Below are 26,535 nucleotides of genomic sequence, written 5' to 3'. Positions count from 1 at the left end.
GTAGGCAAGGCCATAGGCACACGCTTCTAGCGTAAATTATTCAACTGCGGGGTAGGGGATTTGCTCGAATTTGATGACGACAGGGAGAGATAAGAAGCGCAAAGAGACGAGGCAGCTTGTTGCCTGAAGGTCGTAGGAAAAAATTGCTGAGGAAGAGAAAAAAGCCAATGTGTCACATATGCGTCACAGGAAGTTAGCCAACAAACAAACACAAAAAAGGCAGATCAGTAAGTAACTGATCTTCCTTTCGAAATATTGGTAGCGGGGACCGGATTTGAACCGATGACCTTCGGGTTATGAGCCCGACGAGCTACCAGACTGCTCCACCCCGCATCAACGTGTGGCGTATTATACGCATTTTTGACGCTAAGTCAACCCCTCATATAAATCGCTTTCTTGCTGGCAGTCATCTTCATCGTGCTGCAACATTGAGGGAGTAAAGCTATGCTTTCAATCAGCATAACAAAAAGCTTACTGTCGGTGTGTCGCCCAATAGAACAAGCGGCGTGCTGTGAGTGAAAGAGGCGCGAATGCGCTTATTCAGAGTGGCTTGCGACGCCATAACAGTGATTAAGGTCCAAGCCATTTGTCTTGTCAGGGAGGTAGTCAATGGCCAATCAAGCCCCCGTCGCCTGGGTAACTGGTGGAACTGGTGGAATCGGAACGGCAATTTGTCGTTCGTTGGCAGATGCGGGTTATCTGGTGGTGGCGGGGTACCATAATCCCGACAAAGCCAAAATCTGGCTGGAAACCCAGCAAGCCGACGGCTATAACAATATCGCATTATCGGGTGTTGATTTGTCCGACCATAACGCCTGTCTCGAAGGCGCCCGCGAAATCCATGAAAAACATGGGCCGATCAGCGTGCTGGTCAACTGCGCAGGCATTACCCGCGATGGCACCATGAAAAAGATGTCCTATGAGCAGTGGTATCAAGTGATTGATACTAACCTTAATAGCGTCTTCAACACTTGCCGTAGCGTCATTGAGGGAATGCTGGAGAATGGCTATGGGCGCATTATTAACATCTCATCCATCAACGGTCGTAAAGGCCAGTTTGGTCAGGTGAACTACGCAGCGGCCAAAGCGGGGATGCACGGGTTAACCATGTCGTTGGCGCAGGAAACGGCCACGAAGGGTATTACCGTGAATACCGTCTCCCCCGGCTATATCGCCACCGACATGATTATGAAAATTCCGGAGCAGGTTCGTGAAGCGATTCGCGAGACGATTCCGGTAAAGCGCTACGGCACCCCAGAAGAGATTGGTCGTTTGGTGACGTTCCTGGCCGACAAAGAGTCCGGCTTTATCACAGGTGCCAACATTGATATTAACGGCGGCCAGTTTATGGGCTAAGCCCTACCATTAAGCACCAGCGATCTTTTCACAAGAAAGAAAGCAAAAAACGGGGGGCGATGCGCCTCCCGTTTGCTTTGTGTGCTAGCGCTATGTGTAAGCGAGTTATGGCTGGGGCGGGCGGGCCAAACGGCTCAGTAGGTTATCCAGCTCATTGACTTCTTGCAGCCATAAGTTGTGAGGCATTGGCCCTAGCGCCAACAGCGCCACCAGTACCTCGTCCAGCTCATCCGCTTTACTGCGCTCAGTATGAATGCCGCTGTTTAAGCGCTCAACTTGAATGGCGAGTCGCAGTGGTTCATCACGCTGTTTGACGCTGCCTAAGGCGAGCAATGAAAGATGGACTCTTAGGCGTGCCAACTGCTCTTCTAACGCACTCTGTTGCTCACTTGAAAGTGGCAGTGGGGTAGAGAGGCGAGCGTGATTGCGCTGCTGGTGTGCTTCGTTGAAGGCCTCTGTTAGCTCAATGGATATCTCGCTGGTAGCCTCCACGGCCTGTGCGCCCTCACCATTGAGCGCTTGCTGGTCAGCATGTAAGTGCGCATTCACTAGCGGTAGTAAGGCATGCCACTGCTGCACCTGGCCAACAATTTCTAGGCGGCTTAAACGCTCTCGTTTGGCTCGCACAATGCCGCTGAGGCGGCGCTGCATCCCTTCGCTACGGCGATTGCGGGGCAGCGGCTCTAGCTGGCTTATACTGGCAAGGTAGGTGTCTAGCCGCTCCGATTCATCTGCCTGGGTAGGTTGCCAGCCATCCATTTCATCAATAATGGCCTGCAGTTGGTCAAGCGTGTGCTGCAGGCGGTTGGCTTGTTCGTGCTTATGCGCGTCGCGCTGAGCAAACAGCTGGTCGCAGGCGCTGCGGAAGGTCTTCCATAGTGCTTGCTCCTCCCCTTTGGGCGCGCGGCCTAACGAGCGCCATTGCTGCTGTAGCTGCTTGGTGCGCGTAATGCGCGTTGCCAGTGGCTGTTCACTATCGTTTTGCAGTGCTTGCACTTGCCCAATCAGCTCACGCTTTTGTGCGGCGATCTGCTCAGCACGCTGGTCAATGAGCGCCTGCAGGCGGTGACGGATTGCCCCAAAACGGCGGCCAATGGCCTCGGAGTGCTCCCGTGGCACGGGGGAGTAATGGCGCCACTGGTGGCGCGCTTTATCACGAATTTCCCGCAGCATATCGGGGTCGGCATCTTCAGCGGGTTGAGCAAGCAGCGTTTCCAGCTGCTCGCACAGCGCTTCGCGGCCGTGCAGGTTGGCCTCTCGTTCCTGGTCAAGCTGTGCACGCCAGGGCGCTAGGCGCTCATGGATACGATCCGATGCCTCCCGAAAGCGGGCCGATTGCTCTCTGTTGGCCGCCGCATCGCCGAGTGCTTTCCACTCTTTCACCAGTTGGCGGTGGTGCCGGTCAAGCGCAGACTCCGCCATATGCGGATCGTCTGCCAATGCCTCAATGCTGGCGCAGAGCTGCTCACGTTTAGGGCCTGCTACAAAGCCGCGCCAGTCGCGCAGTTCGGCAAGCCGCGCACCCAGGTGCTTTAAGCGGCTTTTTAGCGGTTTGGCATCGCCGCTTGTCAGCGCTTCAATGGCGGGCTTTAAACGCTGATGTAAACGGCTGGCACTTTTAAATGCTCCACGCTCTAACAGGTGTTCAAAGTTATCCAACTCAGCGCTAAGCGCATTAAGGGAGAGGTCTGGCTGCTGGGGCGGAGCATGTTGTGTGGCAAGCTGCTTTTGCGCCTGAGCGAGCAGCGATGGGGCCGTCAGCGTCGCTGGCCAGCGGCACTGGGCGACGTGCTCTGCTAGCCCGTCGTGATCGCTGTTGACCAAGGCTTGCTCTACTGCAAGGCTCACGGTTTGCCAACGCTGCCAGGCTTCCATGCTCTGCTCATACTGCTTGAGCGCTTGGCTGTAGCGCTGCTGGGTGGCCTCATTCGGCGGGTGAAGGTCCGAGAGCGACTGCCAGCGCTGGCCCAAGAGCTGGCGCTGAGCGCGCAGGCTGTCAATGTCCTGAGCGGTCAGCTCGTTGGCGTGGGTGAGCCCCTCTAGCGTCTCTTCTAGCCCTTCTAGCAGCTGATCGCGGGTGTTTTCTGCTTCAGCGCGGCGGGCAAGGCTTTGCTGGCGGGCCTGCTCTTGAGTTTCATGGTCGTGGAGCGTTTTGCGGCAGCTCAGCACCGCTTGATGAAAGCGCTGCTCCTGGCTAACGCTGGGCGGATGACTGAGGTGTTGCCACTCTCTTTCTAAATGGCGGAAGCGGCCACCGTAAAGCGGTTCCCAGGGCGCGCGGGCATGCTGCTCTAACTGGGTGAGCAGGTGCTCCCGCTGGGCCTGCTGTTCTGCAAGCCATTCAGCATCGTTACGCAGCTGGGTGAGCTTCTCTTTAGCGAGGCGAACCACCTGGCGGTCACGGCGCGCCTCTTTAAGCAGCCTCTTTAGGTTCTCTTCGTCGTTGACCCGCTCTGCTGCTTGATGACGCACCGCCGCGACGCTGTTATGACACGCCTGCTGCACCCAGTCTTCTTCACTCGTCAGCTGCTTTAGCGCGGTGAGACGTAGTCCCAGGTTATCGCCCTGCATGGCAATCGTATTCAGCAGACGTTGATCGGTCAGGCTCTCCACATGAGCTTGGCGTTGCTGCAAGTCTACATGGCCCTCAGCCCCGGTGAGCCGCTGGCAAACGGCGTTGAACCATGCTTCGTCCTGGCTGTGCTGCTCATAGGCGACAAGCAGGCCATTGAGATCGTCAAGCGCGAGCAGCGCCGCTAACTGAATAGTGCTGTCGCTATCGTTGGCGAGAGCGTGTAGGGCCTTCCGCTGCTCTGCTTGCTGAGGGTCAAGCTGATGGAGTGCCTTGCGGCGCACCTCGGGATCGGGGTGTTGCCACCGAGGAGCGAACAGGCGTCGTAACAGTCCGTGCATAGATCATCCTGCTAAGAGGTGCGTAACGTGAAAAAAATAAGACATCGATGAGCAGGTGGTTGCAGTCCTCGTCGCTGTCGCTTAGTTTTGCCGTAGCGCTGTGGGTTTTCCAGCGATTCACAACGCAAAGCGCGAGATTGCGCTACCCTTATCTTACCTGAACATGACATGGAGTTCGGCCATGAGCCTCAACGCCAACAGCGCCGACGTAGCCTTTACCTTCAAGGGCGGCATGCTGCCGATGACCGTCATGGAGTTAACGAGCGCTGACCCGGAGCGTATCCGGCGGCAGCTTGCTGGCAAACTGTCGCAATCTCCCGCTTTCTTTCAGCATACACCCGTTGTGCTTAGCGTGGAAAAACTCGATGAGCCCCACCTTGCGTTAGAGCGGATTTGCGCCGTATGCCGCGACCACAAGCTGTTACCCGTGGCCGTACGTGGTGGTGCTGAGCCGATTCGCCAATCGGCATGGGCGCTGGGGCTTGGCTGGTTCGCGCCAGTTGAAGAGGGGCGCGCACGAGCGTTGGAGACTGTCGCTCCGTTGAACGAGCCAGAAGATGATGACATTAAACCCGCTACTGCCGTTTCCGTAACCACTCGGCTTTACCGGGGGACAGTGCGTTCCGGCCAGCAGGTCAGCGCTGCAGGTAGTGACCTGATTGTAATCGGTGCGGTTAATGCCGGTGCTGAAGTGCTCGCCGCTGGCAGTATTCATGTTTATGGTGCCCTGCGCGGGCGCGCGCTGGCGGGTATTCATGGCAATACCCAGGCGGGCATTTACTGCCGCGAACTGGAAGCAGAGCTTTTATCTGTAGCGGGTAACTATAAGCGGCTGGAAGATATCGACTCGCAGCTTTTAGGGCGCGCTGCAGAAGTCCATTTCATAAAAGAGCAGCTGGAAATTAAGCCATTGGGGTAAGCCGCTTGGCTGAGAGGCGGTTAATGCTTCATGCCTAGCGACGCCACGGCCGCTATCCGTTACAGTGTGCTGTTTTGATGACATTGATGTTCCCGTTATGCGCGTAGCGCAACGTAATCGTGCTCGCAATGAACGACTTCAAGAAGGAAGTGACTCTTGGCCAAAATTATTGTTGTGACCTCAGGTAAAGGGGGGGTCGGTAAAACCACTAGCGCCGCAGCGATTTCGACGGGGCTTGCGCTACGAGGCAAAAAGACGGTCGTCATTGATTTCGATGTAGGCCTGCGCAACCTGGATTTGATTATGGGCTGCGAACGCCGGGTGGTGTACGACCTCGTCAACGTGATTCAAGGAGAGGCCGGGCTAAACCAGGCGCTGATCCGTGATAAACGTGTCGAAAATCTGTTTATTCTCCCCGCCTCGCAAACCCGGGATAAAGACGCCTTAACCCAAGAGGGCGTCGAGAAAGTTCTTGAACAGCTTAAAGGTGATTTTGACTATATTTTATGCGATTCGCCCGCGGGGATTGAGCGTGGCGCACAGCTGGCTATGTACTACGCCGACGAAGCGATTGTCGTGACTAACCCGGAAGTCTCTTCCGTGCGTGACTCTGATCGTATTCTGGGGCTGCTAGGTTCGAAAACCCAGCGTGCTGAGCAGGGCTTAGATCCGGTGAAAGAACACCTGCTGATTACTCGCTACAATCCTGCTCGAGTGACCTCTGGGGATATGCTGACCCTAGACGATATCCGCGAGATTCTGGCGATTGATCTGCTCGGCCTGATCCCCGAATCAGAAGCGGTGTTGCGTGCGTCTAACCAGGGTGTTCCGGTCACTCACGATGCTTCAAGTGACGCGGGCCAAGCCTACACTGATACCGTTTCGCGCCTGCTAGGCGAAGAGATGCCGCTGCGCTTCCATGAAATTCAGCGTAAAAGTCTGCTGAGCAGGATGTTTGGGGGTAGTCGTCGATGAAACTGCTGGAGTTCTTGAAGCGTGAGCGCAAGAAATCCGCCTCGGTGGCCAAAGAACGATTACAAATCATCGTGGCGCATCAGCGTAGCCAACGTGGTCAGCCTGACTACATGCCGCTGCTTGAGCGCGAACTGCTCGAAGTGATCCGTCGTTATGTGCATGTGGATGACGACGCCATTCAAATTTCGCTGGATAGCGAAGATAACTGTTCGGTGCTTGAGCTTAACGTCACGCTGCCTAAAAGCTAAACGTTAAGGAGCGCTTAGAGGGGCGGCGGGAAGCGTCGCGGGTGTGCTAGGCTTGGGCTTTTGTTCCCATCCAGCGAATGATGCCTCGGCGCATGGGTGGGCTGTCACGCTCAAGGGAGTTTGCATCCATGGCGCCACCGAATGCCGCCCCTGCCAGTTTTCTCTGGCACGATTATGAGACCTTTGGTGCCGATCCGCGTCGCGATCGGCCCGCTCAGTTTGCTGCATTACGCACCGATGCCGACCTCAACGAAATCGGCGACCCTATCGAGCTGTACTGTAAGCCCGCCGATGATTATTTGCCGCACCCCTCCGCTTGCCTGATTACCGGCATCACGCCTCAAAAAGCGCAGCGTCGTGGGCTTCCCGAAGCCGAGTTCGCCCGTCAGGTGCAGAGCGCCATGAGCGAGCCCGGCACCTGCGTGGCAGGCTACAACAGCCTGCGTTTTGATGATGAAGTCTCCCGCCATCTGTTTTATCGCAACCTGCTTGATCCCTATGCCCGCGAGTGGCAAAACGGCAACTCCCGCTGGGATTTAATCGACGTGGTGCGGGCGTTCTATGCGCTGCGCCCAGAGGGTATTGAGTGGCCGCTGCGGGAAGATGGCGCTCCCAGCTTTAAACTGGAGCACCTCACCGCTGCGAATGGCATTGCCCATGAGGGCGCCCACGACGCGGTGGCAGATGTGCGCGCCACCATCGCGCTGGCGCGGCTGTTGAAAGCGCGTAACCCTAAACTGTTCGATTACCTGCTTGGCCTGCGCGGCAAGCGCGCGGTGGCCAAGCAGCTGGACCTGCCCAGTGCCAAGCCGTTGCTGCATATTTCCCGCCGCTATCCTGCCAGCCGAGGCTGTAGCGCGCTGGTGATGCCGCTGGCGGAGCACCCCACGAACCCCAACGGGGTGATCGTTTACGATTTAAGCGTCGACCCCGGCGATTTACTGGCGCTCAGCGCCGAGCAGATTCGTGAGCGGGTGTTCGTCAGCCAGCAGGATCTCTCTGAAGGGGAGGCGCGCATTCCGCTCAAAGTCATTCATATCAACCGCTGCCCGGTAATCTTTCCAGCCAAGGTGTTGAAAGATGTTGAGGGCGAGCAGAAAGGTGAGTACGGCGCGATTGTCGCGCGTCTAGGCATCGATATTGCCGCCTGCCGAGGGCACTGGAAAACCCTACGTGAGGCTAGCGGTGTAGCGCAGAAGGTGGCCGAGGTGTTCAGTGGCGGCTACGAAGAGTCGCCTCAAGACCCTGACTTAATGCTCTACTCCGGCAGTTTTTTCTCTGCCGCTGACCGTCAGCAGATGGAGCGAGTGCTGGCCATGGACCCCTGGGACTTAGTGGGGCAGCGCTTCGCCTTTCAAGACCCACGCCTGGAAGAGATGCTGTTTCGCTTTCGCGCCCGCAGCTACCCCGACACCCTAGAGGGCGAAGAGCGTGAGCAGTGGGAGGCGTTTCGCTGGATGCGCATGAACGACCCCGCGCTATCGGGTTTTACGCTTAAAGCATTTGCCCGGGAAATCGAGCGTTATAATCAGCAAACGCTAACAGACCGAGAGCGCCAGATACTCGAAGAGTTGGTGATGTTTGTTGAGGCTATGATGCCAGCCCAGGCATTTGATGCCTGAGCTGGCGATGGGGCTAGCGCGCGTCGAACGGCGTGCGCGCCTCACGGTAGACGGCGATATCGCTGGGCGAGTCGCCGGGGTTGAAGCGAATATCTAACTGGTGTGAAAGCAGCGCAGGCCACAGCGCCTGCAACTCTTCAACGCTGACATCCAGCGCCAGCTCAGCGATCTGCTCGCGGCGGTCAAAGCGCACCTCATCGAGCGCGGTGGCCTGCCAATAGCGGTTGGTCATGCTTGGCAGGCTAGTGTCCCGTTGGTTCAGGCGGTCGTGAACCGCTTGACGGTGGGCAGCCAGTTCGCCATTGCTTAGTGTGTTAAGACGCGCTTCTGCGGCTTCCATAAAAGCATCCATGCGCTCGGCAATGGTGCTGCTATCCACATCCGGCGACTGTACGATCAGACTAATGCCCGGGGCTTCCAGCATCGGTGAATAGCCCGCATTGACGATATAACCTAGTTGCTCTTCAGTGCGTAACTGCTGGTAGAACGGCGTGTCTAGCCACTGGGCTAGCACGCTCAAGCGCGCCTGCTCCTCAACGCTGGTATCGCGCCCCTGCAGATAGCGTAGCACCAGCGACTCTTCGCGAGTGCTGTGAGGATGCAGTATTTCCGACTCACTACTGACTTCTAGCGGTGTCAGCGGAGGAATGTCGTCGCGTGTCAAACGTGGCGTAAGCGCACCGCGAATCAGGTTAGCCTGTTCCTGCGCCTGCTCGGCGTTCAGGTTGCCCACCGCCATGGCGTCGATGTACAAATCATCCAAGAAGCGCCGACGGAAATTCTCCAAATGGCGCTTCTCTAGCCGATGGCTCGCTTCCAGTAGTTCAGCAGTGGACCACTGCGGCGTCAGTAGCGCTTCACCTAGTGCGCGGCTTGCCTGGCCGGTGAGCGATGATTGAGGGGCGTTGCGCCACTCCCGCTGTAACTGATAGCGCACCCGCTCAAACGCACCGGTAGAGATATCCGCCTGCTGAAGCTGTTCAAGGGCTTGCTCGATCAGCGGTGTTTGGCCATCACGCCAGCCAGAAAACGACAGCGTTATACCGCGCGCATGGGCGTAAGCGCTAAACGACTGCCCGGCGATCCGCGCGGGGTAGAGCGGCTCATTAAGGCTGTCGTTCAGCCAGCCTGCCAGCAAGCGCGTGAGCACCGCTTCTTCCGCCGAGTAGCTGGCGCTGGGGTGCTGCAAACTCACCCGCCACTCGACGCTGGGCGTATTCAAACGGCTGTCCTGCATGTGCCAAGTGGTAAACGCAGGCGTCTCAATCAAGGCAGTAGGCTGCTCATCCTGGCCCCCCTGAAGGGTGAGGTCGCTGGCAATAAAGGGGTTAGGTTCTGGTAAGGCTAAGCCGCTCAGCGCCTGGCCGGTGGCGGTCGGCGGCTGCTCTTTCCACTGGGTGTTAAACCACGGCGATACGGTGTCGCTTTCGACATCCGGGGCAGAGTAAAAACGTAGCATGTTGTCCTGAGTCAGCGCGTCCAAGTAACGCTGCTGGCGCTCACTGTCCATGCCGTCCATCCGGTACGCGGCGTACTGCACGTCCTCGACCGGGTAGCGGGAGAGGCTCATGGCTAGGCGGGTGGCCTCTTGCTGAGGAGCGCCGTGCTGCTGAAAGCGAAACGCCTGCTCGCTCAGGCTTTTTTGCTCGTCATAGCGCCATTCGGCCAGCCCGTCGGCGCGAATCTGCTCGATCGCGGCAAACAGCGTGGCTTCGATGTCGTCAAGGCGTTCGGCACCTGCGGGCGTCAGGCTAATGGAGACGGTAAATAGTGCTTCATTGCCATCACCGCGGCCCACACCCGCTGAGAGCCCGTCGGCTAGGCCCGCCTCACGCAGCACGGCCAGCAGGCTACCGTCACCCTCATCGCCCAGTAAATGCGCAATGAGCTGAGTTGGCTTGGTGCGATACTCGTCGGTAGGGTCGGGAATCGGGAAATAGAAACGCAGTTGGCGACGATCCTGCAGCGATTGTCGCTCTACGTAGCGCGGCAGCGTGTCGGGGTCGATCAGCGGTGCATCAATGGTGGGGGCGCTCAAATCATGATCGGGAATATCGGCAAACCGCTCCACCACTAGGGCTTCCAGCTCGTCCAGCGGTTGGGGAGCTACCACCGCCAAGTTCATCACGTTGGCATCGTAGTAGCGGTGGTAGAAGTCGATCACTCGCTCGCGCAGCGTTGCCTCGCCTTCTGGGTCGGCTAGCGTGTCTCGGCTGCCCACCGCAAACCCTGTAGTGGGATTGTCAGGGTTGAGTAACTGGTTTAGCACATCGTTCTCGCGGCGTGATTCATCGCGAATACGCGCCATGTACTCGGAGTGAACGATATTGCGCTCGCTCTCCAAGTGGTCAGCATTAAACAGCGGAGAGAGGAAAAACTCGCTAAAGCGGTCTAGTGCGCCGGGCAGTGCTGAAGGCTCAATATCGAAAAAGTAGTTGGTGTCCTGCTGGGCCGTGAAGGCGTTATGAGAGCCTGCGTTGTCGGAAATATATTGCTGGTAGGCATCCGATTGCGGGTAGGGTTCGGTGCCCAAGAACAGCATATGTTCCAAAAAGTGCGCCAGCCCCTGCAGGTCGTCTGGGTCCTGGGCGCTGCCGACCCGCACGTTCATGGAGGCGGCGGCTTTATCAGCCTCCGGGTCGCTCACTAATAGCGCCTGCAGGCCGTTTTCGAGCGTTAAAACGCGGTAGTCGCGGTCATCAAACGGGCTCACCTTGGGGATGGTCACATCTGCCACCGGGCTCTCTTCCGCCCATGCGCTGGGGGCGGCTATCCAGAGCAGGCTGATGGTCAGGCCGAGAACGGCACGCCGCGCCTTGAGGCGGGGCGGAATAGCGTAAGTAGGTCGTAACATTACGGCTCCTGTGACACGGTCCAGCGCAGCATCGGCCCTGTGGGGTGTGCGCAAGAGGGTGACTGGTAGGCAGGGTTATTAACATGCTTTGATACCGGAAAAGCGCCCAACAGTTCCAGCGGTGCCGGTATCAATAGTGGTGTTAGCGACGATAAATCAGTGCTGGGGTCTAACCATTGTGTCAGCGCTTCCGGTGGAATGATCACCGGTAGACGGTCGGTGAGCGACGATAAGCAAGCGTTGGCGGGCACACTGATCAGCGCCGTTGAGTCGGCAAACGTAGTTAACGTGGTGTGATAACGGCACCATAGCGCGCCTAGCAGCAGCGGCGCGCGATTCACCTGGGTGACCAGAAACGGCTGTTTGCTGCGGGCCTGGGGCTTCCAGACGTAAAAGCCGCTGACCGGAATTACGCAGCGCCGGGCGCTAAAGGCCTCGTGAAACATGGCCCGCTTGCTCAGTGTTTCCGCCCGCGCGCAGTGGGGGGCGTGGTCGAGCACTTTGAGCCACGGCGGCGTCAGCCCCCAAAACAGTGGCGTGTGTGTTAAGCGCCCCTGCTCAAGGCGGAAGGCCGACACAGGTTGACGCGGGGCTAGATTGGGCGACTCAATGAGTGGCTCGGTGCTCTTCAGGTCTGGCGCAAGGCGGGCGAGCGATAGGCGCTGTACGTGTAGGCGTCCCGTCATGCCGATCTCCTTAATGCGCGATGCCTGCGGCGCTGGTACAAAATGGCGAGGGGGAGTAGCAATACGTTAAATGTCGCGTTTTAGTGTCGAAAACAGTGTTCGATGTAAGGTATCCTATCGTATACCTTGCTCACGCTAAAGCGCGATGAGGCATTCTTCCCTGTTTGCCGTTGACCTGAAGAGATCGCCATGGCCCGTCCTAGACAGCATGCGCCCGATGCCCTCCACGCGCAGGTCATGCACGCTTGTGATGAGTGGTTGGCTAAGCAGCCAGTCCATGGTTTATCACTACGTGCCCTGGCCAGAGAGGTGGGCTGTGCGCCCAGTACGCTGCTAAAACTATACGGCAGCTTTAATAATTTATTGCAGCATGTCAACGTCGAAACCCTCGCGCGTTTGCAGCATACCATTACCAGCCTGGCCGAAGACGACCCCGAGCCGTGGTTGCGCGCCTTAGCGGATGCCTATTGGCGGTTTGCGGAGCAAGACTGCTACCGCTGGCAGCTGCTGTTTGACTACCCGCTCGCCCAGGAAGGGGAGTTGGGCCAGCGCCAGAGCGACCTGATTGAAGCCCTGTTTACCCAGGTGGAGACATCGTTAAAGCAGTATCAACCTGCGCTGGATGACCTGGAAGCACGCTGCCTTGGCCGTACCTTGTGGGGCAGCGTTCACGGCTTGGTGCAGCTTGGCTTGAACGAGCGGCTAGGCTACTGGCAAGGGCAGCAACTCAAAGTCGATGAACTATTGGATCAACTCATGAGCACCGTGCTGGCCGGGTTGCGACACCGGGAGGCGGTGACGTGACATGGGGAATCAAAACCACCCGCTGCTTGCTGCGCCGCGTGATCTACGTGGCCATGCGCGTTTGCTACCGGCTGTCGGTGCATGGCCAAGGGCACGTACCCAAACGGGGCGCTGCGTTGGTCGTCTGTAACCACGTTAGCTTTATGGACGCGTTGGTGCTGGGCGGTGGAAGCCCTAGGTCGCTACGGTTTGTGATGGATCAGCCCATCTTCGAATCCCGCTGGCTGAAGTGGTGGTTTCAACTGGTCGGAGCGATTCCGGTCGAATCGGAACGCCATAGCCCGGGAGCGCTGCGGCGCACCCTGGATGAAGTGAGCAAGGCGCTGCGTGAGGGCGATGTCGTGATGGTGTTTCCGGAAGGGCGCTTAACCCCAGATGGCGACATTCATACCTTTCGCCGTGGGCTCGAAACCATTCTCGCCCGAGACAACGTGCCAGTAATTCCGGCAGGCTTGGCGGGGCTCTGGGGGTCGTGGACCTCCCACTACGGCGGCAAAGCACTAAAGAAGTGGCCTTCGCGGTTTAGAGCGCCAGTGAGCCTGCACTTTGGTCCGCCCATTTTAGTGCATGAAGTCGAGGGTGTGGCGTTAAGGCGCTTCTTGGAGCAGCGGGTTAGGGCATTGAAGGCCGCGGGCGATAGCGAGATCGCCCGTTGCCAGCCGCGACAGCAGGATTAGCGGCGGGGCAAGCGCAGCTTTTGCCAGCAACGCGCTGAGGTGATCAGGTTATCGCGAATTTCCAGAATCTCCATCCGTGTGTTGCCGATCTGCAGGCAGGCTGGACCTTCTGGGAAAGCTTCTAAGTGCTCAAGAATTAACCCGTTTAACGTCTTTGGGCCGTCGGTCGGCAGTTGCCACCCCAGCATCTTATTGATCTCACGAATGTTAGCCGTGCCTTCAATGACATGGCTACCATCATCCTGCTGGTGAATCTCGTCATCTTCGGAAACGTCGGTGGTGAACTCGCCGACGATCTCTTCGAGAATATCCTCAAGTGTCACCAGCCCCTCTACATCGCCGTACTCATCCACCACGATGCCGATCCGCCGCTTCTGCTTTTGAAAATTCAGCAGCTGGGTATGCAGCGGTGTGGATTCGGGAATGAAGTAGGGCTCGCGTGCCTCTTGAACAATCGCCGCTTTAGTGACTTCGCTGCGGGATAAAAAGCGCGCCGCGTTGCGCAGGTGCAGCATGCCAATAATGTTGTTGATATCGCCCTTATAGACCGGCAGGCGTGTGTGCTGGCTGGTGCGGATCTGGGTCAGAATATCTTCCAGCGAGTCGTCCAGGTCGATGCCCAATACTTCATGGCGGGGCACCATGATGTCGTTCACCGTCACGTTCTCAAGATCCAGAATCGACAGCAGCATGGCGCGGTGGCGATAGGGAATCAGCGTACCCGCTTCATGTACCACGGTGCGCAGCTCATCACGGGTCAGGCTATCGCCGCCGTTATCCACGCTTTTCACGCCAATCAGCCTTAGCAGACCGTTCGACATCACATTGACCAGCCATACCAAGGGGTAGAGTAGCTTTAGCAGCGGCTCCAGGGCGTAGGAGGTGGGGTAAGCAATGCGCTCAGGCTTGATGGCCGCGTAGGTTTTGGGTGTAACTTCCGCGAAAATCAGAATAGTGATGGTGAGCAACGCGGTGGAAATAGCCGGGCCGGACACATCGCCAAAAAAGTGGATGGCAATAATCGTGGCAATGGAGGCTGCCAAGTTATTGACGAAGTTATTGCCAATCAGAATAACGCCAATGAGTCGATCAGGGCGGGTGAGCAAGCGCATCACGCGCTTGGCGCTACGGTCGCCGCTGTTGGCTTGGTGGCTAAGTCGATAGCGGTTGATCGACATCATGCCCGTTTCAGAACTAGAGAAGAAGGCAGACAGCAGGATGAGTAAGGCTAGCAGGCCGAACAGTAACCCCAAGGGGAAGTCGTCGCTCAAGTCGAAAGTTCCTTTATGGCGTATTAAGCTCGATTTTTAGAAGCATGGCAGTGGCGTGTCAAGCGCGCGTTTACTAACGCGATCACCACTAAGCCCGCAGGCTTAGCGGTTAAGCAGAATTTCCAGCACGAATTTACTACCAAAGTAAGCCAGCAGCAGCAGAGCACAACCGCCGAGTGTCCAGCGCACGGCACGCATGCCGCGCCAGCCAAAACGGTAGCGGCCCACCAGTAGCGTGGTGAAAATGATCCAGGCGCCCAGTGAGAGAACAGTTTTATGAACCAAGTGCTGAGCAAACAGGTTATCGAGGAAGATTAAGCCGCTGATAATTGAGAGTGTCAGCAGCACAATGCCTGCCCAGACCAGTTCAAACAGCACCCGCTCCATGGTGGTCAGCGGTGGCAGCGACTGGACGATTCCGCGAATATGGTGGTGACGCAGCGCCTGGTTTTGCAATCCCACCAGCACCGCTTGCACGGCGGCAATGGCGAGCACGGCAAACGCCAGAGCAGAGCTCACGGCATGCAGCAAAATACCCGGTGTTAAGCCGCTATGGCTGCCCTGGCTAGGCAGCCAAGTGGCCACAACCAGGGCAATGCCAGCAAGTGGAAACAGCGCGATGCCCGCATTAAGCACTGGCTTGAATAGGCTGGCCACCAGCACCACATTCACCGCCACCGCCATCAATAACGTGGCACTGGTGGTAAAGCCGGGCAGCAGCCCCGGTGATTCCCCCACCAACTGCACGACCACGGGAATATGCAACAGTAGGCCCAGCGCGCCTAGCAGACGTACCATGCCCTGGCGGGGAGGCACCCGGCGAAACAGCGTCATGCCCTGCCAAATGGCAGCGGCGACATAGAGTATAAAAGCGATCGTGGCGAACGGGAGCGCCTGCATGATGCTATCCATGCGCCTTGCAGCGCGTTGTTGAGAAGAATAGGGTCAGAACAGCGCCTGTATCCGAGTGGCAATACCTCCCAGTCAGGACGCCTCAATGTATTTTCCGGTCATCTAGATCGGCCCGCCTACTATAACCAATCAAGGCGGCGTCGCACAGCCATCGAGCGCCAACGCTGACGCCCATGGAGACTCAGGCCGCGAGCGCGTATAATCTCGGCCACATTCGTCCGGTGAATACGCCCGGCGACAGCGACGGAGGCAGAGGCCCCATGTTTCAGAATCTGAGCGAGCGTCTTTCCCAGACGCTGAAGTCGATCAAAGGCCAAGCACGGCTAACCGACGACAATATCAAAGATACCCTACGTGAAGTACGCAAAGCGCTGCTTGAGGCAGACGTAGCGCTACCGGTAGTTAAAGCCTTTATTGAGCGGGTGCGCGAGCGTGCGGTCGGCCAAGAGGTGTCGAAAAGCCTCTCGCCGGGCCAGCAGTTCGTCAAAATCGTCCAGCAAGAGCTGGAAGCGATTATGGGCGAGGCCAATGAAGGCCTTGGCCTAAAAGGCTCTCCCGCTGTCGTGCTGATGGCCGGTTTGCAGGGGGCGGGTAAAACCACCTCCGTCGCCAAGCTGGCCCGCTACCTGCGCGAGCGCGAAAAGAAAAAAGTGCTGGTGGTCTCGGCAGACGTCTACCGTCCGGCGGCCATCGACCAGCTTGAAACCCTGGCGAAAGAGGTTCAGGTCGACTTCTTTCCCTCCCGCTCTGATCAGAAGCCGGTCGACATCGCCAACGCGGCCATCAAGCACGCTAAAATTCAGTTCCACGACGTAGTGCTAGTCGATACTGCAGGCCGCCTTGCCATCGATGAAGCGATGATGGCGGAAATTCAGGCACTGCATAAGGCGGTTTCTCCCCAAGAAACGCTGTTTGTTGTCGATGCCATGACTGGCCAGGATGCGGTAAATACCGCCAAGGCGTTCAATGAAGCGCTGCCCTTGACCGGTGTGATCCTGACCAAGGCTGATGGTGATGCAAGGGGTGGTGCTGCACTGTCTGTCCGTCATGTCACGGGTAAGCCGATCAAGTTTATGGGGGTTGGTGAAAAGGTCGATGCGCTAGAGCCTTTCCACCCCGACCGGGTCGCGTCTCGAATTCTTGGTATGGGCGACATGCTGTCGCTGATCGAAGAAGCCGAGCGCACGGTGGATAAAGACAAGGCCGCCAAGCTTGCCAGTAAGGTGAAGAAGGGCGATGGCTTTGATCTTGAGGACTTCCGTGACCAGCTTCAGCAGCTCAAGAAAATGGGCGGCATGGGCGGCCTGCTCGGCAAACTGCCGGGCATGGGCCAAATGGCCGAACTGGCGCAAGGCCCCGGCCCTGAGAAGGAGCTAGGCAAGCTAGAAGCGCTGATCAACTCCATGACGCCCAAAGAGCGCCGCAAGCCCGACATCATTAACGGTTCGCGCAAACGCCGCATAGCAGCGGGGGCGGGCCTGCAGGTGCCTGACTTGAACCGCCTGCTAAAGCAGCACAAGCAGATGCAGAAGATGATGAAGAAAGCGGGCAAGAAAGGTGGCATGCAGAAAATGATGCGCGGTATGTCGGGCATGATGGGTGGCGGCGGCGGCCCGGGTGGCCCCGGTGGTATGGGCGGCATGGGTGGTCCTGGCGGCTTACCCTGGCGCTAAATGGTACCTGTCGTCGCGTTCTGATGCGCTTGGTAAGGTTGACGGCCTGTGAGTTTTCTGGCTGTCAGGCTTTCCAAGCCGAGCGCATTTGCGTAGAATGCGGCCTCTTCATGCGTGGGTGTTGGCAAAATGTGCGTTAGCACGGCCCCAATACTTGCCAATGAAGGTCCTGATGGTGTGTCGCCTTGGCTTATATAAGCAGGTGGTGCGCCAAGAAAACAGTATGACGAGTGTTCTGATAGCGGTTTGCGCTATGCCCCACTCTCGTAACCTCAACCGAAGGATAGTTATCGTATGGTTACCATTCGTTTGGCACGTGGTGGCGCCAAAAAGCGTCCCTTTTATCACCTGACTGTTACCGATTCTCGCAACGCCCGTGATGGCCGTTTCATCGAGCGTATCGGCTTCTTCAATCCGGTTGCCCGTGGTCAAGAAGAGCGTCTGCGTGTTGATCTGGATCGCGTTACTCACTGGCAGAGCCAAGGCGCCCAGCTGTCTGGTCGTGTTGCTGAGCTGGTTAAAGAAGCGCGCAAGCAGGCCTAAGCCTGTTGCCCGTCGCAAGTCATAGCAATAGATGCTGTTGTAGCTGGAGTGGTCGTCAATGACGCGTTTTAACACTAGCCATACTGACGACACACATGTGGTGCTTGGTAAGCTAACTAGCCCTCACGGGATTAAAGGTTGGCTGAAGGTGTACTCCTATACCAACCCCATGGACAGCATTCTAGAGTATCCTGAGTGGTGGGTGCGCCAAGGGGAAACCCTCACGCGTATGACCGTGGTTCAGGGGAGTCGGCAAGGTAAAGGGTTGGTGGTGCAGTTAAAAGGTGTGGATGACCGAACGGCAGCCGAAGCGCTGGCGCAAGCGGATATCCTGATGCCGAAAGAGTCACTGCCCGAGCTTTCCGACGATGAGTATTACTGGCATGAGCTTGAGGGCCTTACTGTCTTCACTCAGTCAGGCGAGCGGTTAGGGCAGGTCAGCTACCTGTTTGAAACCGGCGCGAACGATGTCATGGTGGTACGCGGTGATAACGACGCAATCGATAAGCGCGAGCGGCTGTTACCCTTCCTGCCCGATGATGTGATCGTTGAGATCAGCCTGGAAGACGGCCGTATGGTGGTTGACTGGGACCCTGAGTTTTGATGAGCCAAGACGCTTTGAACGAACTTACGGCGACGGATGCAACGGTGGCAGCAGAGGAGTCTGCAGGCAGCCAAACAGACGCACCAGCGATGTGGATTGGTGTGGTATCGCTGTTTCCTGAGATGTTCGATGCGATTACCCAGCAGGGCGTGATCGGTCGGGCGGTAGAGAAACAGCGCATTGCCCTAGAGTTTTGGAATCCGCGGGATTATGCCACCGACCGCCACCGCAGCGTGGACGATCGCCCCTATGGCGGCGGCCCCGGTATGCTAATGAAGGTAGACACCCTCCGGGCGGCTATCTTTGATGCTCGCCAACGTGCCGAGCAGGCAACCGGTCTCACGCCGACGGTGATCTACCTATCGCCCCAAGGGCGCCGGTTAGATCAGCAGGGCGTTCAAGTGCTCGCCTCGGCAGGCCCTCTTGTAGTGGTTGCCGGGCGCTATGAAGGCATTGATGAGCGCGTGGTGGAGAGTGACATCGATGAAGAATGGTCGATTGGCGACTATGTGCTGAGTGGCGGTGAGCTGCCCGCGATGGTGCTGATCGACGCAGCGGCAAGGTTGGTACCCGGCGTGCTGGGCCACCAGGATTCCGCTATCGAAGACTCGTTTAATGACGGCTTGTTAGACTGCCCGCACTATACCCGTCCTGAAGTCATCGACGGGCGCCAAGTGCCTGAGGTGCTGCTAAGCGGAAATCATGCAGCCATCAAGCGCTGGCGGTTAAAGCAGTCGCTGGGGCGTACCTGGCAGCGTCGTCCTGATCTGTTAGCAGGGCGAACCCTTAACGCCGAGCAGCAAGTGCTGCTAGACGAGTTTATCGAGGAACACGCTCTGTCCGCTACGTTGGGTAAAGCGGAGTAGGCAGAGCGGCGGTGCAGGACGGATACAGTAGTAAGCTTACGTACCTGCGTCACCCATAACGACTCCCGCGTAGCTCGCTTCGAGCGCCGGGATCACGGTTTGCCCCTTCCACGACTGCGTGGCAAGCCATTACGTTATTTAGGAGTATGAAGATGAGCAGCAAGAACAAGGTGATCCAGGCGATCGAAGCCGAGCAAATGAGCAAAGAGATTCCTGCTTTTGCACCGGGCGACACCATCGTCGTTCAGGTTAAAGTAAAAGAAGGTACTCGTGAGCGTCTGCAGGCGTTTGAAGGTGTGGTCATCGGTAAGCGTAACCGCGGCCTGAACTCCGCTTTCACCGTACGCAAAATCTCCCACGGTGTTGGCGTTGAGCGTACCTTCCAGACCTACAGCCCGCTGGTTGACTCTATCGAAGTCAAGCGTCGTGGTGACGTTCGTCAAGCCAAACTGTACTACCTGCGTGAGCGCAGCGGTAAGTCGGCGCGTATCAAGGAAAAACTGGCTTAATCGCCACTTTTTTCACGGGCGCACGGCGCTCGGATACGGAAAACCCCGTCACCGCTTTGCGGGGCGGGGTTTTTGTTTGTCGCCTTGCAGGGAGACCGTTAGCCTATGAGCGTGATTGATGCTTATCTGGATGCTCTGTGGTTAGAGCAGGGAGCCAGCGACCATACGCTAGCGGCCTATCGGCGCGATTTAGCCGCTTGGCAGCAGCAGCTTGAACGCGATGATGAAACGCTGCTCACAGCCTCGCCAACGCGTTTTAGCACTTGGATGGAGCAGCGTCGCGAGCAAGGCTACCAACTGCGCAGCAACGCCAGAATGCTTTCGTCACTGCGCAGTTTTTATCGCTGGGCACGACTGTATGGTCATATCGACAGCGACCCGCTGGCCAACGTGTCGCTCCCCAAAGTGCGCCCCAGCCTGCCCGATACGTTGGAAGAAGACGAGGTCGAGCGCCTGCTGCTGGCCCCGGATGTGGGCACGCCGCTGGGTGTGCGTGATCGCACCATGCTGGAGCTGCTCTACGCCTGTGGGCTGCGGGTGTCTGAGCTTGTTGGCCTGACCGGCGATGCAGTCAACTTGCGCCAGGGGGTGGTGCGCGTGCGCGGCAAAGGGGATAAAGACCGCCTAGTGCCCATGGGGGAGGAGGCCGCCGAGTGGCTAGCGCAGTACTTAAAAACGGCGCGGCCAGCGTTGATGCAGGACCCAACGCGCCCAGCGCTGTTCCCCGGGCGAGGCGATAACTCAATGACGCGGCAGACATTTTGGCACCGTATTAAAGCCCACGCCATCACGGCAGGAATATCGCGGCCGCTGTCGCCTCACACGTTGCGCCACGCCTTTGCGACCCATTTATTGAATCATGGGGCGAATTTGCGGGTCGTACAGCTGCTGCTAGGTCATAGCGACCTATCCACCACACAAATTTATACTCACGTTGCCCAGGCGCGCCTGGAGCAACTGCATGCTGACCACCATCCACGAGGTTAATCAAAGAATGCGCCAACGTATGCCCTCAGCTGCGAAATCCTGTGCCCCCTGGCTGGTGCTGGCGGGCAGTTTACTGCCTGCTTTTGCCTACGCCGATGATGTTGCCGAGCGCTTGGCTGAAAATTTACAGGTGAACGGCCAGCCGATGCCGGTAGAGCAGGTGAGCGCCACGCCGATGGAAGGGATCTATCATGTTCGTCTGGAGAGCGGTGAGTCGTTTTACTCCAATGCCGACGGTAGCCACTTTTTGGTAGGGGACCTCTACCAAAATGCGGATAATGGACTAGTGAATCTGACCGAGCAGTCCCGCAACCAAGAGCGAGCAGCGGCGCTGGCAGCGATTCCCGAGAGCGAGCGCGTCGTGTTTAGGGGCGTCGAGGAGCCCAAGGCCACGGTGGTGGTGTTTACCGACCCCACCTGCCCCTATTGCGAGCGCCTCCATGAGACCGTGCCCGAGCTCAACGAACGTGGGATTGCGGTACACTATCTCGCTTTTCCACGAGCTGGTATGGGCAGTGGCGCCGCTAACACCCTCCAGCAAGTCTGGTGCTCTGATAACCGCAGTGAAGCGATGAATCAGGCTAAAGAGGGCCAGACGATTGCCGCAGAAGCCAGCTGCGATAACCCGGTGGCAGATCAGTACGCCTTGGGGCAAGCGCTAGGGGTGCAAGGCACGCCAGCTATTATCCTGCCCGATGGGCAAATGGTGCCTGGATTTGTACCCCCCGAGCGGCTCGTTGCCATGTTAGGCTTGGAAGATGAATAACGTCACATAAGTGACGAACGGACACGCTGAGACACTGATTTAAGAAGCGGCACCCGCGGGTGCCCAACACGAAAGGGGAAGTATTTTGAAACCGGTAAGAGTAGGCATTTGTGGGTTAGGCACTGTGGGTGGCGGCACCTTCAACGTATTAACGCGCAACGCGGATGATATTAGCCGCCGCGCAGGCCGCCCGATTGTGATTGAGCAGGTTGCCCACCGCAGTATTCATCCCGACTGCGATATTACCGGCATTAACGCGACATCCGATGTCTTCGAGGTGGCGAACAACCCCAACGTAGATGTGCTGGTCGAGCTGATTGGCGGATACGATATTGCCCGCGAGCTGGTGCTCACCGCGATTGCCAACGGCAAGCACGTGGTCACCGCCAACAAGGCGCTGATCGCCGTTCACGGTAACGAGATTTTCCGTGCGGCCCATGAAAAGGGCGTGATCGTTGCCTTTGAAGCCGCCGTCGCGGGGGGGATTCCCGTCATCAAATCGCTGCGTGAAGGCCTGGGTGCTAACCGTATCGAGTGGGTCGCGGGCATTATCAACGGCACCGGTAACTTCATTCTGACTCACATGCGCGACGAAGGCCGTGCCTTTGAAGACGTATTGGCCGAGGCCCAGGCGCTTGGCTATGCCGAAGCCGACCCGACGTTCGATGTGGAGGGCATCGATGCCGCCCACAAGCTGACCATCCTGGCCTCGATTGCCTACGGCGTGCCGTTGCAGTTTGAAAAAGCTTTCACCGAAGGGATCTCCCGCATTACTGCCGAAGACGTGGAGCAGGCCGACAACCTCGGTTACGTCATCAAGCATCTGGGGATCTCCAAGCGTACCGATCAAGGCCTTGAGCTGCGTGTTCACCCCACGTTGATTCCCAAAGAGCGCCTGCTGGCCAATGTGCATGGTGTGAAAAACGCCATTGCGGTCATGGGCGACGCGGTTGGCCCCACGCTGTATTACGGCGCGGGTGCGGGTGCTGAGCCAACGGCGTCTGCCGTGGTGGCGGATCTGCTGGACGTGGCCCGCGACATCGCCACCGACCACCACTACCGCGTGCCTTACCTGGCGTTTAGCGGCATCGACGAAGACGTGAGCCAGCTGCCGATTATGCCGATGGAAGAGATCACCACGGCTTACTACCTGCGCCTGCTGGCGGTAGACCGCCCCGGTGTGCTGGCCCGTGTAGCGACCATTCTGGCCGAGCAGGGCATCTCCATTGAAGCGCTGATTCAGAAAGAGGCCACCGAAGGCGAGCTGGTACCGATCATTCTGCTGACGCATCGCACCAAAGAGAAGCAGATGAACGAAGCGATCCGCGAGATCGAAGCCATGGCGGATATTGCAGGCCCCGTCACGCGTATTCGCGTAGAAAGCCTGGACGAAGGAGAGTAACCGATGCGCTATATCAGCACGCGTGGGCAAGCCCCCGCGCTCTCTTTCGAAGAGGTGGTGCTTACCGGTATGGCCAGCGACGGCGGCCTCTACGTCCCGGAAACGCTGCCTGAGTTCTCCAAAGAAGAGCTGGCCGACATGGCCGGGCTCTCCTACGCCGAGATCGCCTTTCGGGTGATGAAACCGTTCGTCAATGGTGAGATCGACGACGAGACCTTCCGCCGTTTGGTGACCGAGGCGTACGCCACGTTCAACCACGACGCAGTGGTGCCGTTAAAGCAGCTGGATGCCAGCCACTTCCTGTTAGAGCAGTTCCACGGCCCGACGCTGGCGTTTAAAGACGTGGCGCTGCAACTGTTGGGGCGACTGCTGGATCACTTCCTGAAAAAGCGTGGTGAACGCGCGGTGATCATGGGCGCCACCTCTGGCGACACCGGCTCGGCGGCCATCGAAGGCTGCCGCCACTGCGACAACCTCGATATTTTCATTCTGCACCCCCACAACCGCGTCTCCGAAGTGCAGCGTCGCCAGATGACCTCGGTGCTGGCGAATAACGTCTTCAACATCGCCATTGAGGGCAACTTCGATGATGCCCAGGCGATGGTCAAGGCCAGCTTTGCCAATCAAGGCTTCTTGAACGGCACGCGGCTTGTGGCAGTGAATTCGATCAACTGGGCGCGCATCATGGCCCAGATCGTCTACTACGTGGCCGCAGGCGTGGCCTTGGGTGCGCCCCAGCGGGAAGTGAGCTTCTGCGTGCCCTCGGCCAACTTCGGCAACGTCTTTGCGGGCTATATGGCTTACAAGATGGGGCTGCCGGTGAAGCAGTTCATCATTGCCACCAATGCCAACGACATTCTGCATCGTACCCTGGCGGCCAACGACTTCTCCAAAAAGGAGCTGGCTGCCACGCTGGCCCCCTCTATGGATATCGTTGTGTCGTCCAATTTCGAGCGCCTGCTGTTCGATGCGTACGACCGCGACGGGGCCGCCGTGGCCGCACTGCTGGAGCGCTTCCAGCAAGCGCCCACCGCGCTTGCCGATGCGCCGCTGGCCAAGCTGCGCGAGAAGTTCGCCAGCTACAGCGTCGATGACGAGACGATTCTAGAAGTGATTCGAGAAGCGCATCATCGCACCGGGGAAATTCTTGATCCGCATACGGCTACCGGCTACCGAGCGGCCGAGCGGGCGCGTGTGGATACCTCCACGCCGATGATCACCCTGGCCACCGCCCACCCGGCGAAGTTCGCCGAGGCAGTGGTGAAAGCGGGCTTCCAGGGCGTACCGCTGCCGACCCACATGGACGACCTGCTGGAGCGCGAAGAGCGCTACACGGTGTTGCCCGCAGAATTGAGCGCGGTCCAGCAGTTCGTTGCTGACAACCGCCGTTGAGGTGATATGACCCAGGTGTCACCCCTTTCTCAGCAGAGTAACCAGCCCCGCCTAGAGCCTCGTCCCCTGGACGAGGCTGTCTATTTACGTGCCCAGTCAGAAGGACTGAGCGAGCTGCAGGCGCGGCTGTTGGCCTCGCGGCTGCCCGGCTATACCGGGGAGCTTGCGCCGCTGGTGTCACCGAGCCTGCGCTATCTCGTGCATCCTGAAAAACTCGCCGATGGCCGTCGTGCGGCGGAGCGCATTGCTCAAGCGGTCGCCGAGGGCGAGTCTATCGGTATTTTGACCGACTATGATGTGGACGGCATCACCTCCCACGTGGTCATTCGGCGTACGCTGGTCGAGCTATTTGGTGTGCCCGAGCACAAGCTGCACAGCTTGATTGGCCATCGTATTCACGACGGCTACGGCATCAGCCTGCCGCTGGTGGAGCGAGCGCTGAGCTTAAAACCGCTGCCCACGCTGGTGATTACCGCCGACTGCGGCAGTTCTGACGAGCCGCGCATTGCGCGGCTGAAAGCAGCCGGTATCGATGTGGTGGTCAGCGACCACCATGCGCTGCCCCTGGAAGGCCCGCCGCCCTCGGCGTATGCCTGCGTGAACCCGACTCGCAGCGACTGCGACTATCCGGATAAAACCATTGCAGGTTGCATGGTGGCGTGGCTGCTGATGTCGCTCGCCCGCGGCGTACTGGTGGAGTGGGGCGTATTGCCGGAGGCCACGCCGAAGCTCTCACCGTGGCTCTCCTACGTGGCGTTAGGCACCGTGGCGGACTGCGTCTCGCTAGGCGGAAGCCCCGCCAATCGGGCGGTGGTCAGCCATGGCCTGACGCTAATCAACCGCATGGACGCCGCCTGCTGGCGAGCCATGGCCGCGCGCTTAGGGGCCGACAGCGTGCCCTTCAATGCCGAAACACTGGCGTTTCAGATGGGGCCGAGAATCAACGCTCGCTCGCGATTGGACGACCCCTACGCGGCGCTGCACTTCATGCTGGCCGAGAGCGACGGCGTCGCGAACCGGCAGCTTGAGGTGCTGGACCAGGATAACCAGTCCCGCAAGGCGATTGAGGCGGACATGGCCGAGGAGGCGTGGGCGCTCGCCGCACCTGCTTTGGAAGCCAACGAGCCTGCCGTCGTGGTGCTGCTGGAAGATGGCCACCCCGGCGTGCAGGGCATCGTCGCCTCGCGGCTGGTGCAGGCCTACGGGCGTCCAGCCGTGGTGCTGACGCGGGCAGCCGCGCCCAATATGCTCACCGGCTCCGGGCGCTCCATCGAGGGGCTGCACCTAAGGGATGCCCTGCAGCGCACCTTCGAGCTTGCTCCTGAGGCGCTGCCGCGCTTCGGTGGGCACAGTGGTGCCGCAGGCGTCGGCGTGCCGCGGGAGCAGCTCGATACCTTCAAAACGGCGTTTTTGCAGGCGGTGAGCGAGCAGTTAGGCGATACACCGCTCTACCCGCGTCTGTGGACCGATGGCGAGCTCTCGACTGCCCAGCTCTCGTTGGCCACGCTGGAAGAGATCGAGACCTTGGGCCCCTACGGGCGGGAGTTCGATCCGCCGCTGTTCGAAGGGCGCTTTATCGTCGAGGCGTTACGCCCCGTTGGGGCGGAGGGTTCACACCTAATGATGGAACTCTCCATGGGAGCGGTGACCCGCAAAGCGATCTGGTTTCGCGCGCTTACGCCGGGGGAGTTGCCCTCGTTTAGCGTGGGCGACACGCTGCACTGCGCGTACAAGCTCAATCGTAACCGCTGGCGGGGACGCGAGTCGCTGCAGCTGATGGTGGAGCACGCTAGCCCCGTTTAACGCTCTCCGCTATCCTCGCGTCCTTGGCCGCTTAAGCGGCCGCTCTAATAATCCTAAAAAGGACGCACTCATGCGCATGGAAGAGCTGCCTAAAGACCCCCACAAGCCCTATGAAGACATCATGGCGATGCTGTTGGGTACGCTGTTTGTGGCGCTGGGGGTGACGTTCTATACCCACGCGGTGCTGCTCACCGGCAGTACCGCAGGGATGGCGCTACTGCTCAATTACCTGACCGGGTGGGGATTTGGCGTGTGGTTTTTTGCCATCAACCTGCCGTTTTACTATCTGGCGATCAAACGCATGGGGTGGAGCTTTACGCTGCGCACCTTTGTCGCCATTGGCTTGGTCTCGCTGTTCTCCGAGCTTACTCAGGGGTGGGTCGAATTTGCCAACGTGCCGTCGCTCTACGCGGCACTGATGGGCGGCGCATTGATGGGGATTGGCATGCTGATGCTGTTTCGCCACCGCACCAGCCTCGGCGGTATCAACATTCTTGCCCTCTACCTGCAGGATAAACATGGCCTGCGGGCAGGCTATGTGCAGCTCGGCATCGATGGCGTGATCCTGCTGGTGGCGCTCACCCAGCTACCGCTAGACCGTGTAGGCTACTCGGTGCTGGGAGCGCTGATGCTCAACTTGATCATCGCCCTGAACCACAAGCCAGGGCGTTATATCGGGGTGAGCTAGCCGTGATGACGTAAAATCAGCTAGTTAAGCCAAAACCACCAGACGATCAAGCCAATGATGGCAAT

At 58.5% G+C, this 26,535-nt stretch carries 23 protein-coding genes and 1 tRNA gene; 18 read left to right on the top strand and 6 right to left on the bottom strand.

Going from position 1 to position 26,535, the window contains the following annotated elements:
- Positions 1-256: 256 nt before the first annotated feature.
- Positions 257-333, bottom strand: a tRNA-Met gene (locus NH344_RS06225).
- Positions 334-609: 276 nt separating this feature from the next.
- Here NH344_RS06225 and phbB point away from each other — a divergent pair.
- Positions 610-1,356, top strand: coding sequence for an acetoacetyl-CoA reductase (phbB, locus tag NH344_RS06220; protein ID WP_062359496.1), 747 nt, complete (start codon positions 610-612; stop codon positions 1,354-1,356).
- Positions 1,357-1,461: 105 nt separating this feature from the next.
- On the opposite strand, the gene NH344_RS06215 is transcribed toward phbB, so the two are convergent.
- The gene (locus NH344_RS06215; RefSeq protein ID WP_253027654.1) at positions 1,462-4,269 is read right to left on the bottom strand and encodes a DUF349 domain-containing protein; all 2,808 of its coding nucleotides are present in this window, start codon (positions 4,267-4,269) and stop codon (positions 1,462-1,464) included.
- A 181-nt stretch (positions 4,270-4,450) separates the two neighbouring features.
- On the opposite strand from NH344_RS06215, the gene minC reads away from it, so the two are divergent.
- The 4 genes from minC to sbcB all read left to right on the top strand — a co-directional run bounded on the left by minC (position 4,451) and on the right by sbcB (position 8,033).
- On the top strand, positions 4,451-5,188 hold the full coding sequence (gene minC, locus NH344_RS06210; RefSeq protein ID WP_054640813.1) for a septum site-determining protein MinC: 738 nt from the start codon (positions 4,451-4,453) through the stop codon (positions 5,186-5,188).
- A gap of 156 nt (positions 5,189-5,344) precedes the next feature.
- Positions 5,345-6,163: a septum site-determining protein MinD gene (minD, locus tag NH344_RS06205; protein ID WP_044629630.1), complete on the top strand. Its 819-nt coding sequence runs from the start codon at positions 5,345-5,347 to the stop codon at positions 6,161-6,163.
- The gene (gene minE / locus NH344_RS06200; RefSeq protein ID WP_016915987.1) at positions 6,160-6,411 is read left to right on the top strand and encodes a cell division topological specificity factor MinE; all 252 of its coding nucleotides are present in this window, start codon (positions 6,160-6,162) and stop codon (positions 6,409-6,411) included. The genes minD and minE overlap by 4 nt, the downstream gene beginning before the upstream one ends.
- Positions 6,412-6,539: 128 nt before the next feature.
- Complete coding sequence (gene sbcB, locus NH344_RS06195) at positions 6,540-8,033, top strand: exodeoxyribonuclease I (protein WP_253027653.1); 1,494 nt, start codon at positions 6,540-6,542, stop codon at positions 8,031-8,033.
- A gap of 13 nt (positions 8,034-8,046) precedes the next feature.
- Here sbcB and NH344_RS06190 read toward each other — a convergent pair whose 3' ends face one another.
- Entirely contained in the window at positions 8,047-10,887 is a 2,841-nt protein-coding gene (locus NH344_RS06190) for an insulinase family protein (protein ID WP_253027652.1), read from the bottom strand.
- Complete coding sequence (locus tag NH344_RS06185) at positions 10,887-11,573, bottom strand: SOS response-associated peptidase (RefSeq protein WP_044629627.1); 687 nt, start codon at positions 11,571-11,573, stop codon at positions 10,887-10,889. The genes NH344_RS06190 and NH344_RS06185 overlap by 1 nt, the downstream gene beginning before the upstream one ends.
- Before the next feature lie 189 nt (positions 11,574-11,762).
- On the opposite strand from NH344_RS06185, the gene NH344_RS06180 reads away from it, so the two are divergent.
- Both NH344_RS06180 and NH344_RS06175 read left to right on the top strand, forming a co-directional pair.
- Complete coding sequence (locus NH344_RS06180; protein WP_044629626.1) at positions 11,763-12,377, top strand: TetR-like C-terminal domain-containing protein; 615 nt, start codon at positions 11,763-11,765, stop codon at positions 12,375-12,377.
- Positions 12,374-13,054 carry a 1-acyl-sn-glycerol-3-phosphate acyltransferase gene (locus NH344_RS06175; protein WP_062359485.1) on the top strand — a complete coding sequence of 227 codons (681 nt, stop codon included), beginning with the start codon at positions 12,374-12,376 and terminating at the stop codon, positions 13,052-13,054. Before NH344_RS06180 ends, NH344_RS06175 begins: the two co-directional genes overlap by 4 nt.
- On the opposite strand, the gene NH344_RS06170 is transcribed toward NH344_RS06175, so the two are convergent.
- Together NH344_RS06170 and ccsA are read right to left on the bottom strand one after the other, a co-directional pair.
- A complete protein-coding gene (locus NH344_RS06170; RefSeq protein ID WP_054644927.1) occupies positions 13,051-14,325 on the bottom strand; it encodes an HlyC/CorC family transporter in 1,275 nt (424 codons plus the stop codon). The two genes, NH344_RS06175 and NH344_RS06170, sit on opposite strands and share 4 nt — an antisense overlap.
- Positions 14,326-14,427: 102 nt before the next feature.
- The gene (ccsA, locus tag NH344_RS06165; protein ID WP_054644946.1) at positions 14,428-15,225 is read right to left on the bottom strand and encodes a cytochrome c biogenesis protein CcsA; all 798 of its coding nucleotides are present in this window, start codon (positions 15,223-15,225) and stop codon (positions 14,428-14,430) included.
- A gap of 272 nt (positions 15,226-15,497) precedes the next feature.
- Between ccsA and ffh the strand changes: the two genes are divergently transcribed.
- From ffh to NH344_RS06110, 11 genes are all read left to right on the top strand, one after another.
- Positions 15,498-16,910 carry a signal recognition particle protein gene (gene ffh, locus NH344_RS06160; protein WP_054640812.1) on the top strand — a complete coding sequence of 471 codons (1,413 nt, stop codon included), beginning with the start codon at positions 15,498-15,500 and terminating at the stop codon, positions 16,908-16,910.
- A gap of 294 nt (positions 16,911-17,204) precedes the next feature.
- A complete protein-coding gene (gene rpsP / locus NH344_RS06155) occupies positions 17,205-17,453 on the top strand; it encodes a 30S ribosomal protein S16 (RefSeq protein WP_009098555.1) in 249 nt (82 codons plus the stop codon).
- A 58-nt stretch (positions 17,454-17,511) separates the two neighbouring features.
- Positions 17,512-18,057 (top strand): ribosome maturation factor RimM, encoded by a 546-nt coding sequence (gene rimM, locus NH344_RS06150; RefSeq protein ID WP_062359481.1) that lies wholly within the window; start codon positions 17,512-17,514, stop codon positions 18,055-18,057.
- 89 nt (positions 18,058-18,146) lie between these two features.
- Entirely contained in the window at positions 18,147-18,923 is a 777-nt protein-coding gene (gene trmD / locus NH344_RS06145) for a tRNA (guanosine(37)-N1)-methyltransferase TrmD (protein ID WP_058579728.1), read from the top strand.
- Between the two features lie 152 nt (positions 18,924-19,075).
- Positions 19,076-19,432 (top strand): 50S ribosomal protein L19, encoded by a 357-nt coding sequence (gene rplS / locus NH344_RS06140; protein ID WP_054640811.1) that lies wholly within the window; start codon positions 19,076-19,078, stop codon positions 19,430-19,432.
- Between the two features lie 105 nt (positions 19,433-19,537).
- On the top strand, positions 19,538-20,419 hold the full coding sequence (gene xerD / locus NH344_RS06135; RefSeq protein ID WP_089674639.1) for a site-specific tyrosine recombinase XerD: 882 nt from the start codon (positions 19,538-19,540) through the stop codon (positions 20,417-20,419).
- A complete protein-coding gene (locus tag NH344_RS06130; RefSeq protein ID WP_044629619.1) occupies positions 20,394-21,185 on the top strand; it encodes a DsbC family protein in 792 nt (263 codons plus the stop codon). The genes xerD and NH344_RS06130 overlap by 26 nt, the downstream gene beginning before the upstream one ends.
- A gap of 85 nt (positions 21,186-21,270) precedes the next feature.
- Positions 21,271-22,587 (top strand): homoserine dehydrogenase, encoded by a 1,317-nt coding sequence (locus tag NH344_RS06125; protein WP_044629618.1) that lies wholly within the window; start codon positions 21,271-21,273, stop codon positions 22,585-22,587.
- Positions 22,588-22,590: 3 nt separating this feature from the next.
- Entirely contained in the window at positions 22,591-23,979 is a 1,389-nt protein-coding gene (thrC, locus tag NH344_RS06120) for a threonine synthase (protein WP_062359476.1), read from the top strand.
- Positions 23,980-23,985: 6 nt separating this feature from the next.
- Positions 23,986-25,782 (top strand): DHHA1 domain-containing protein, encoded by a 1,797-nt coding sequence (locus NH344_RS06115; protein WP_253027651.1) that lies wholly within the window; start codon positions 23,986-23,988, stop codon positions 25,780-25,782.
- A gap of 70 nt (positions 25,783-25,852) precedes the next feature.
- Entirely contained in the window at positions 25,853-26,470 is a 618-nt protein-coding gene (locus tag NH344_RS06110; protein ID WP_253027650.1) for a YitT family protein, read from the top strand.
- Positions 26,471-26,535: the final 65 nt, after the last annotated feature.

Source organism: Halomonas sp. Ps84H-12 (genome assembly GCF_024124725.1).
Classification (GTDB): Bacteria; Pseudomonadota; Gammaproteobacteria; order Pseudomonadales; family Halomonadaceae; genus Vreelandella; species Vreelandella aquamarina.
This window is presented reverse-complemented; position numbering and strand designations above follow the sequence as displayed.

What these genes read in the sequence shown, in the direction of transcription:
- phbB (WP_062359496.1), top strand. Translation starts at nt 610, where the DNA reads ATGGCCAATCAAGCCCCCGTCGCCTGGGTAACTGGTGGAACTGGTGGA.
- NH344_RS06215 (WP_253027654.1), bottom strand. Translation starts at nt 4,269, where the DNA reads ATGCACGGACTGTTACGACGCCTGTTCGCTCCTCGGTGGCAACACCCC.
- minC (WP_054640813.1), top strand. Translation starts at nt 4,451, where the DNA reads ATGAGCCTCAACGCCAACAGCGCCGACGTAGCCTTTACCTTCAAGGGC.
- minE (WP_016915987.1), top strand. Translation starts at nt 6,160, where the DNA reads ATGAAACTGCTGGAGTTCTTGAAGCGTGAGCGCAAGAAATCCGCCTCG.
- sbcB (WP_253027653.1), top strand. Translation starts at nt 6,540, where the DNA reads ATGGCGCCACCGAATGCCGCCCCTGCCAGTTTTCTCTGGCACGATTAT.
- NH344_RS06190 (WP_253027652.1), bottom strand. Translation starts at nt 10,887, where the DNA reads ATGTTACGACCTACTTACGCTATTCCGCCCCGCCTCAAGGCGCGGCGT.
- NH344_RS06185 (WP_044629627.1), bottom strand. Translation starts at nt 11,573, where the DNA reads ATGACGGGACGCCTACACGTACAGCGCCTATCGCTCGCCCGCCTTGCG.
- NH344_RS06180 (WP_044629626.1), top strand. Translation starts at nt 11,763, where the DNA reads ATGGCCCGTCCTAGACAGCATGCGCCCGATGCCCTCCACGCGCAGGTC.
- ccsA (WP_054644946.1), bottom strand. Translation starts at nt 15,225, where the DNA reads ATGCAGGCGCTCCCGTTCGCCACGATCGCTTTTATACTCTATGTCGCC.
- ffh (WP_054640812.1), top strand. Translation starts at nt 15,498, where the DNA reads ATGTTTCAGAATCTGAGCGAGCGTCTTTCCCAGACGCTGAAGTCGATC.
- rpsP (WP_009098555.1), top strand. Translation starts at nt 17,205, where the DNA reads ATGGTTACCATTCGTTTGGCACGTGGTGGCGCCAAAAAGCGTCCCTTT.
- rimM (WP_062359481.1), top strand. Translation starts at nt 17,512, where the DNA reads ATGACGCGTTTTAACACTAGCCATACTGACGACACACATGTGGTGCTT.
- trmD (WP_058579728.1), top strand. Translation starts at nt 18,147, where the DNA reads ATGTGGATTGGTGTGGTATCGCTGTTTCCTGAGATGTTCGATGCGATT.
- rplS (WP_054640811.1), top strand. Translation starts at nt 19,076, where the DNA reads ATGAGCAGCAAGAACAAGGTGATCCAGGCGATCGAAGCCGAGCAAATG.
- xerD (WP_089674639.1), top strand. Translation starts at nt 19,538, where the DNA reads ATGAGCGTGATTGATGCTTATCTGGATGCTCTGTGGTTAGAGCAGGGA.
- NH344_RS06130 (WP_044629619.1), top strand. Translation starts at nt 20,394, where the DNA reads ATGCTGACCACCATCCACGAGGTTAATCAAAGAATGCGCCAACGTATG.
- thrC (WP_062359476.1), top strand. Translation starts at nt 22,591, where the DNA reads ATGCGCTATATCAGCACGCGTGGGCAAGCCCCCGCGCTCTCTTTCGAA.
- NH344_RS06115 (WP_253027651.1), top strand. Translation starts at nt 23,986, where the DNA reads ATGACCCAGGTGTCACCCCTTTCTCAGCAGAGTAACCAGCCCCGCCTA.
- NH344_RS06110 (WP_253027650.1), top strand. Translation starts at nt 25,853, where the DNA reads ATGCGCATGGAAGAGCTGCCTAAAGACCCCCACAAGCCCTATGAAGAC.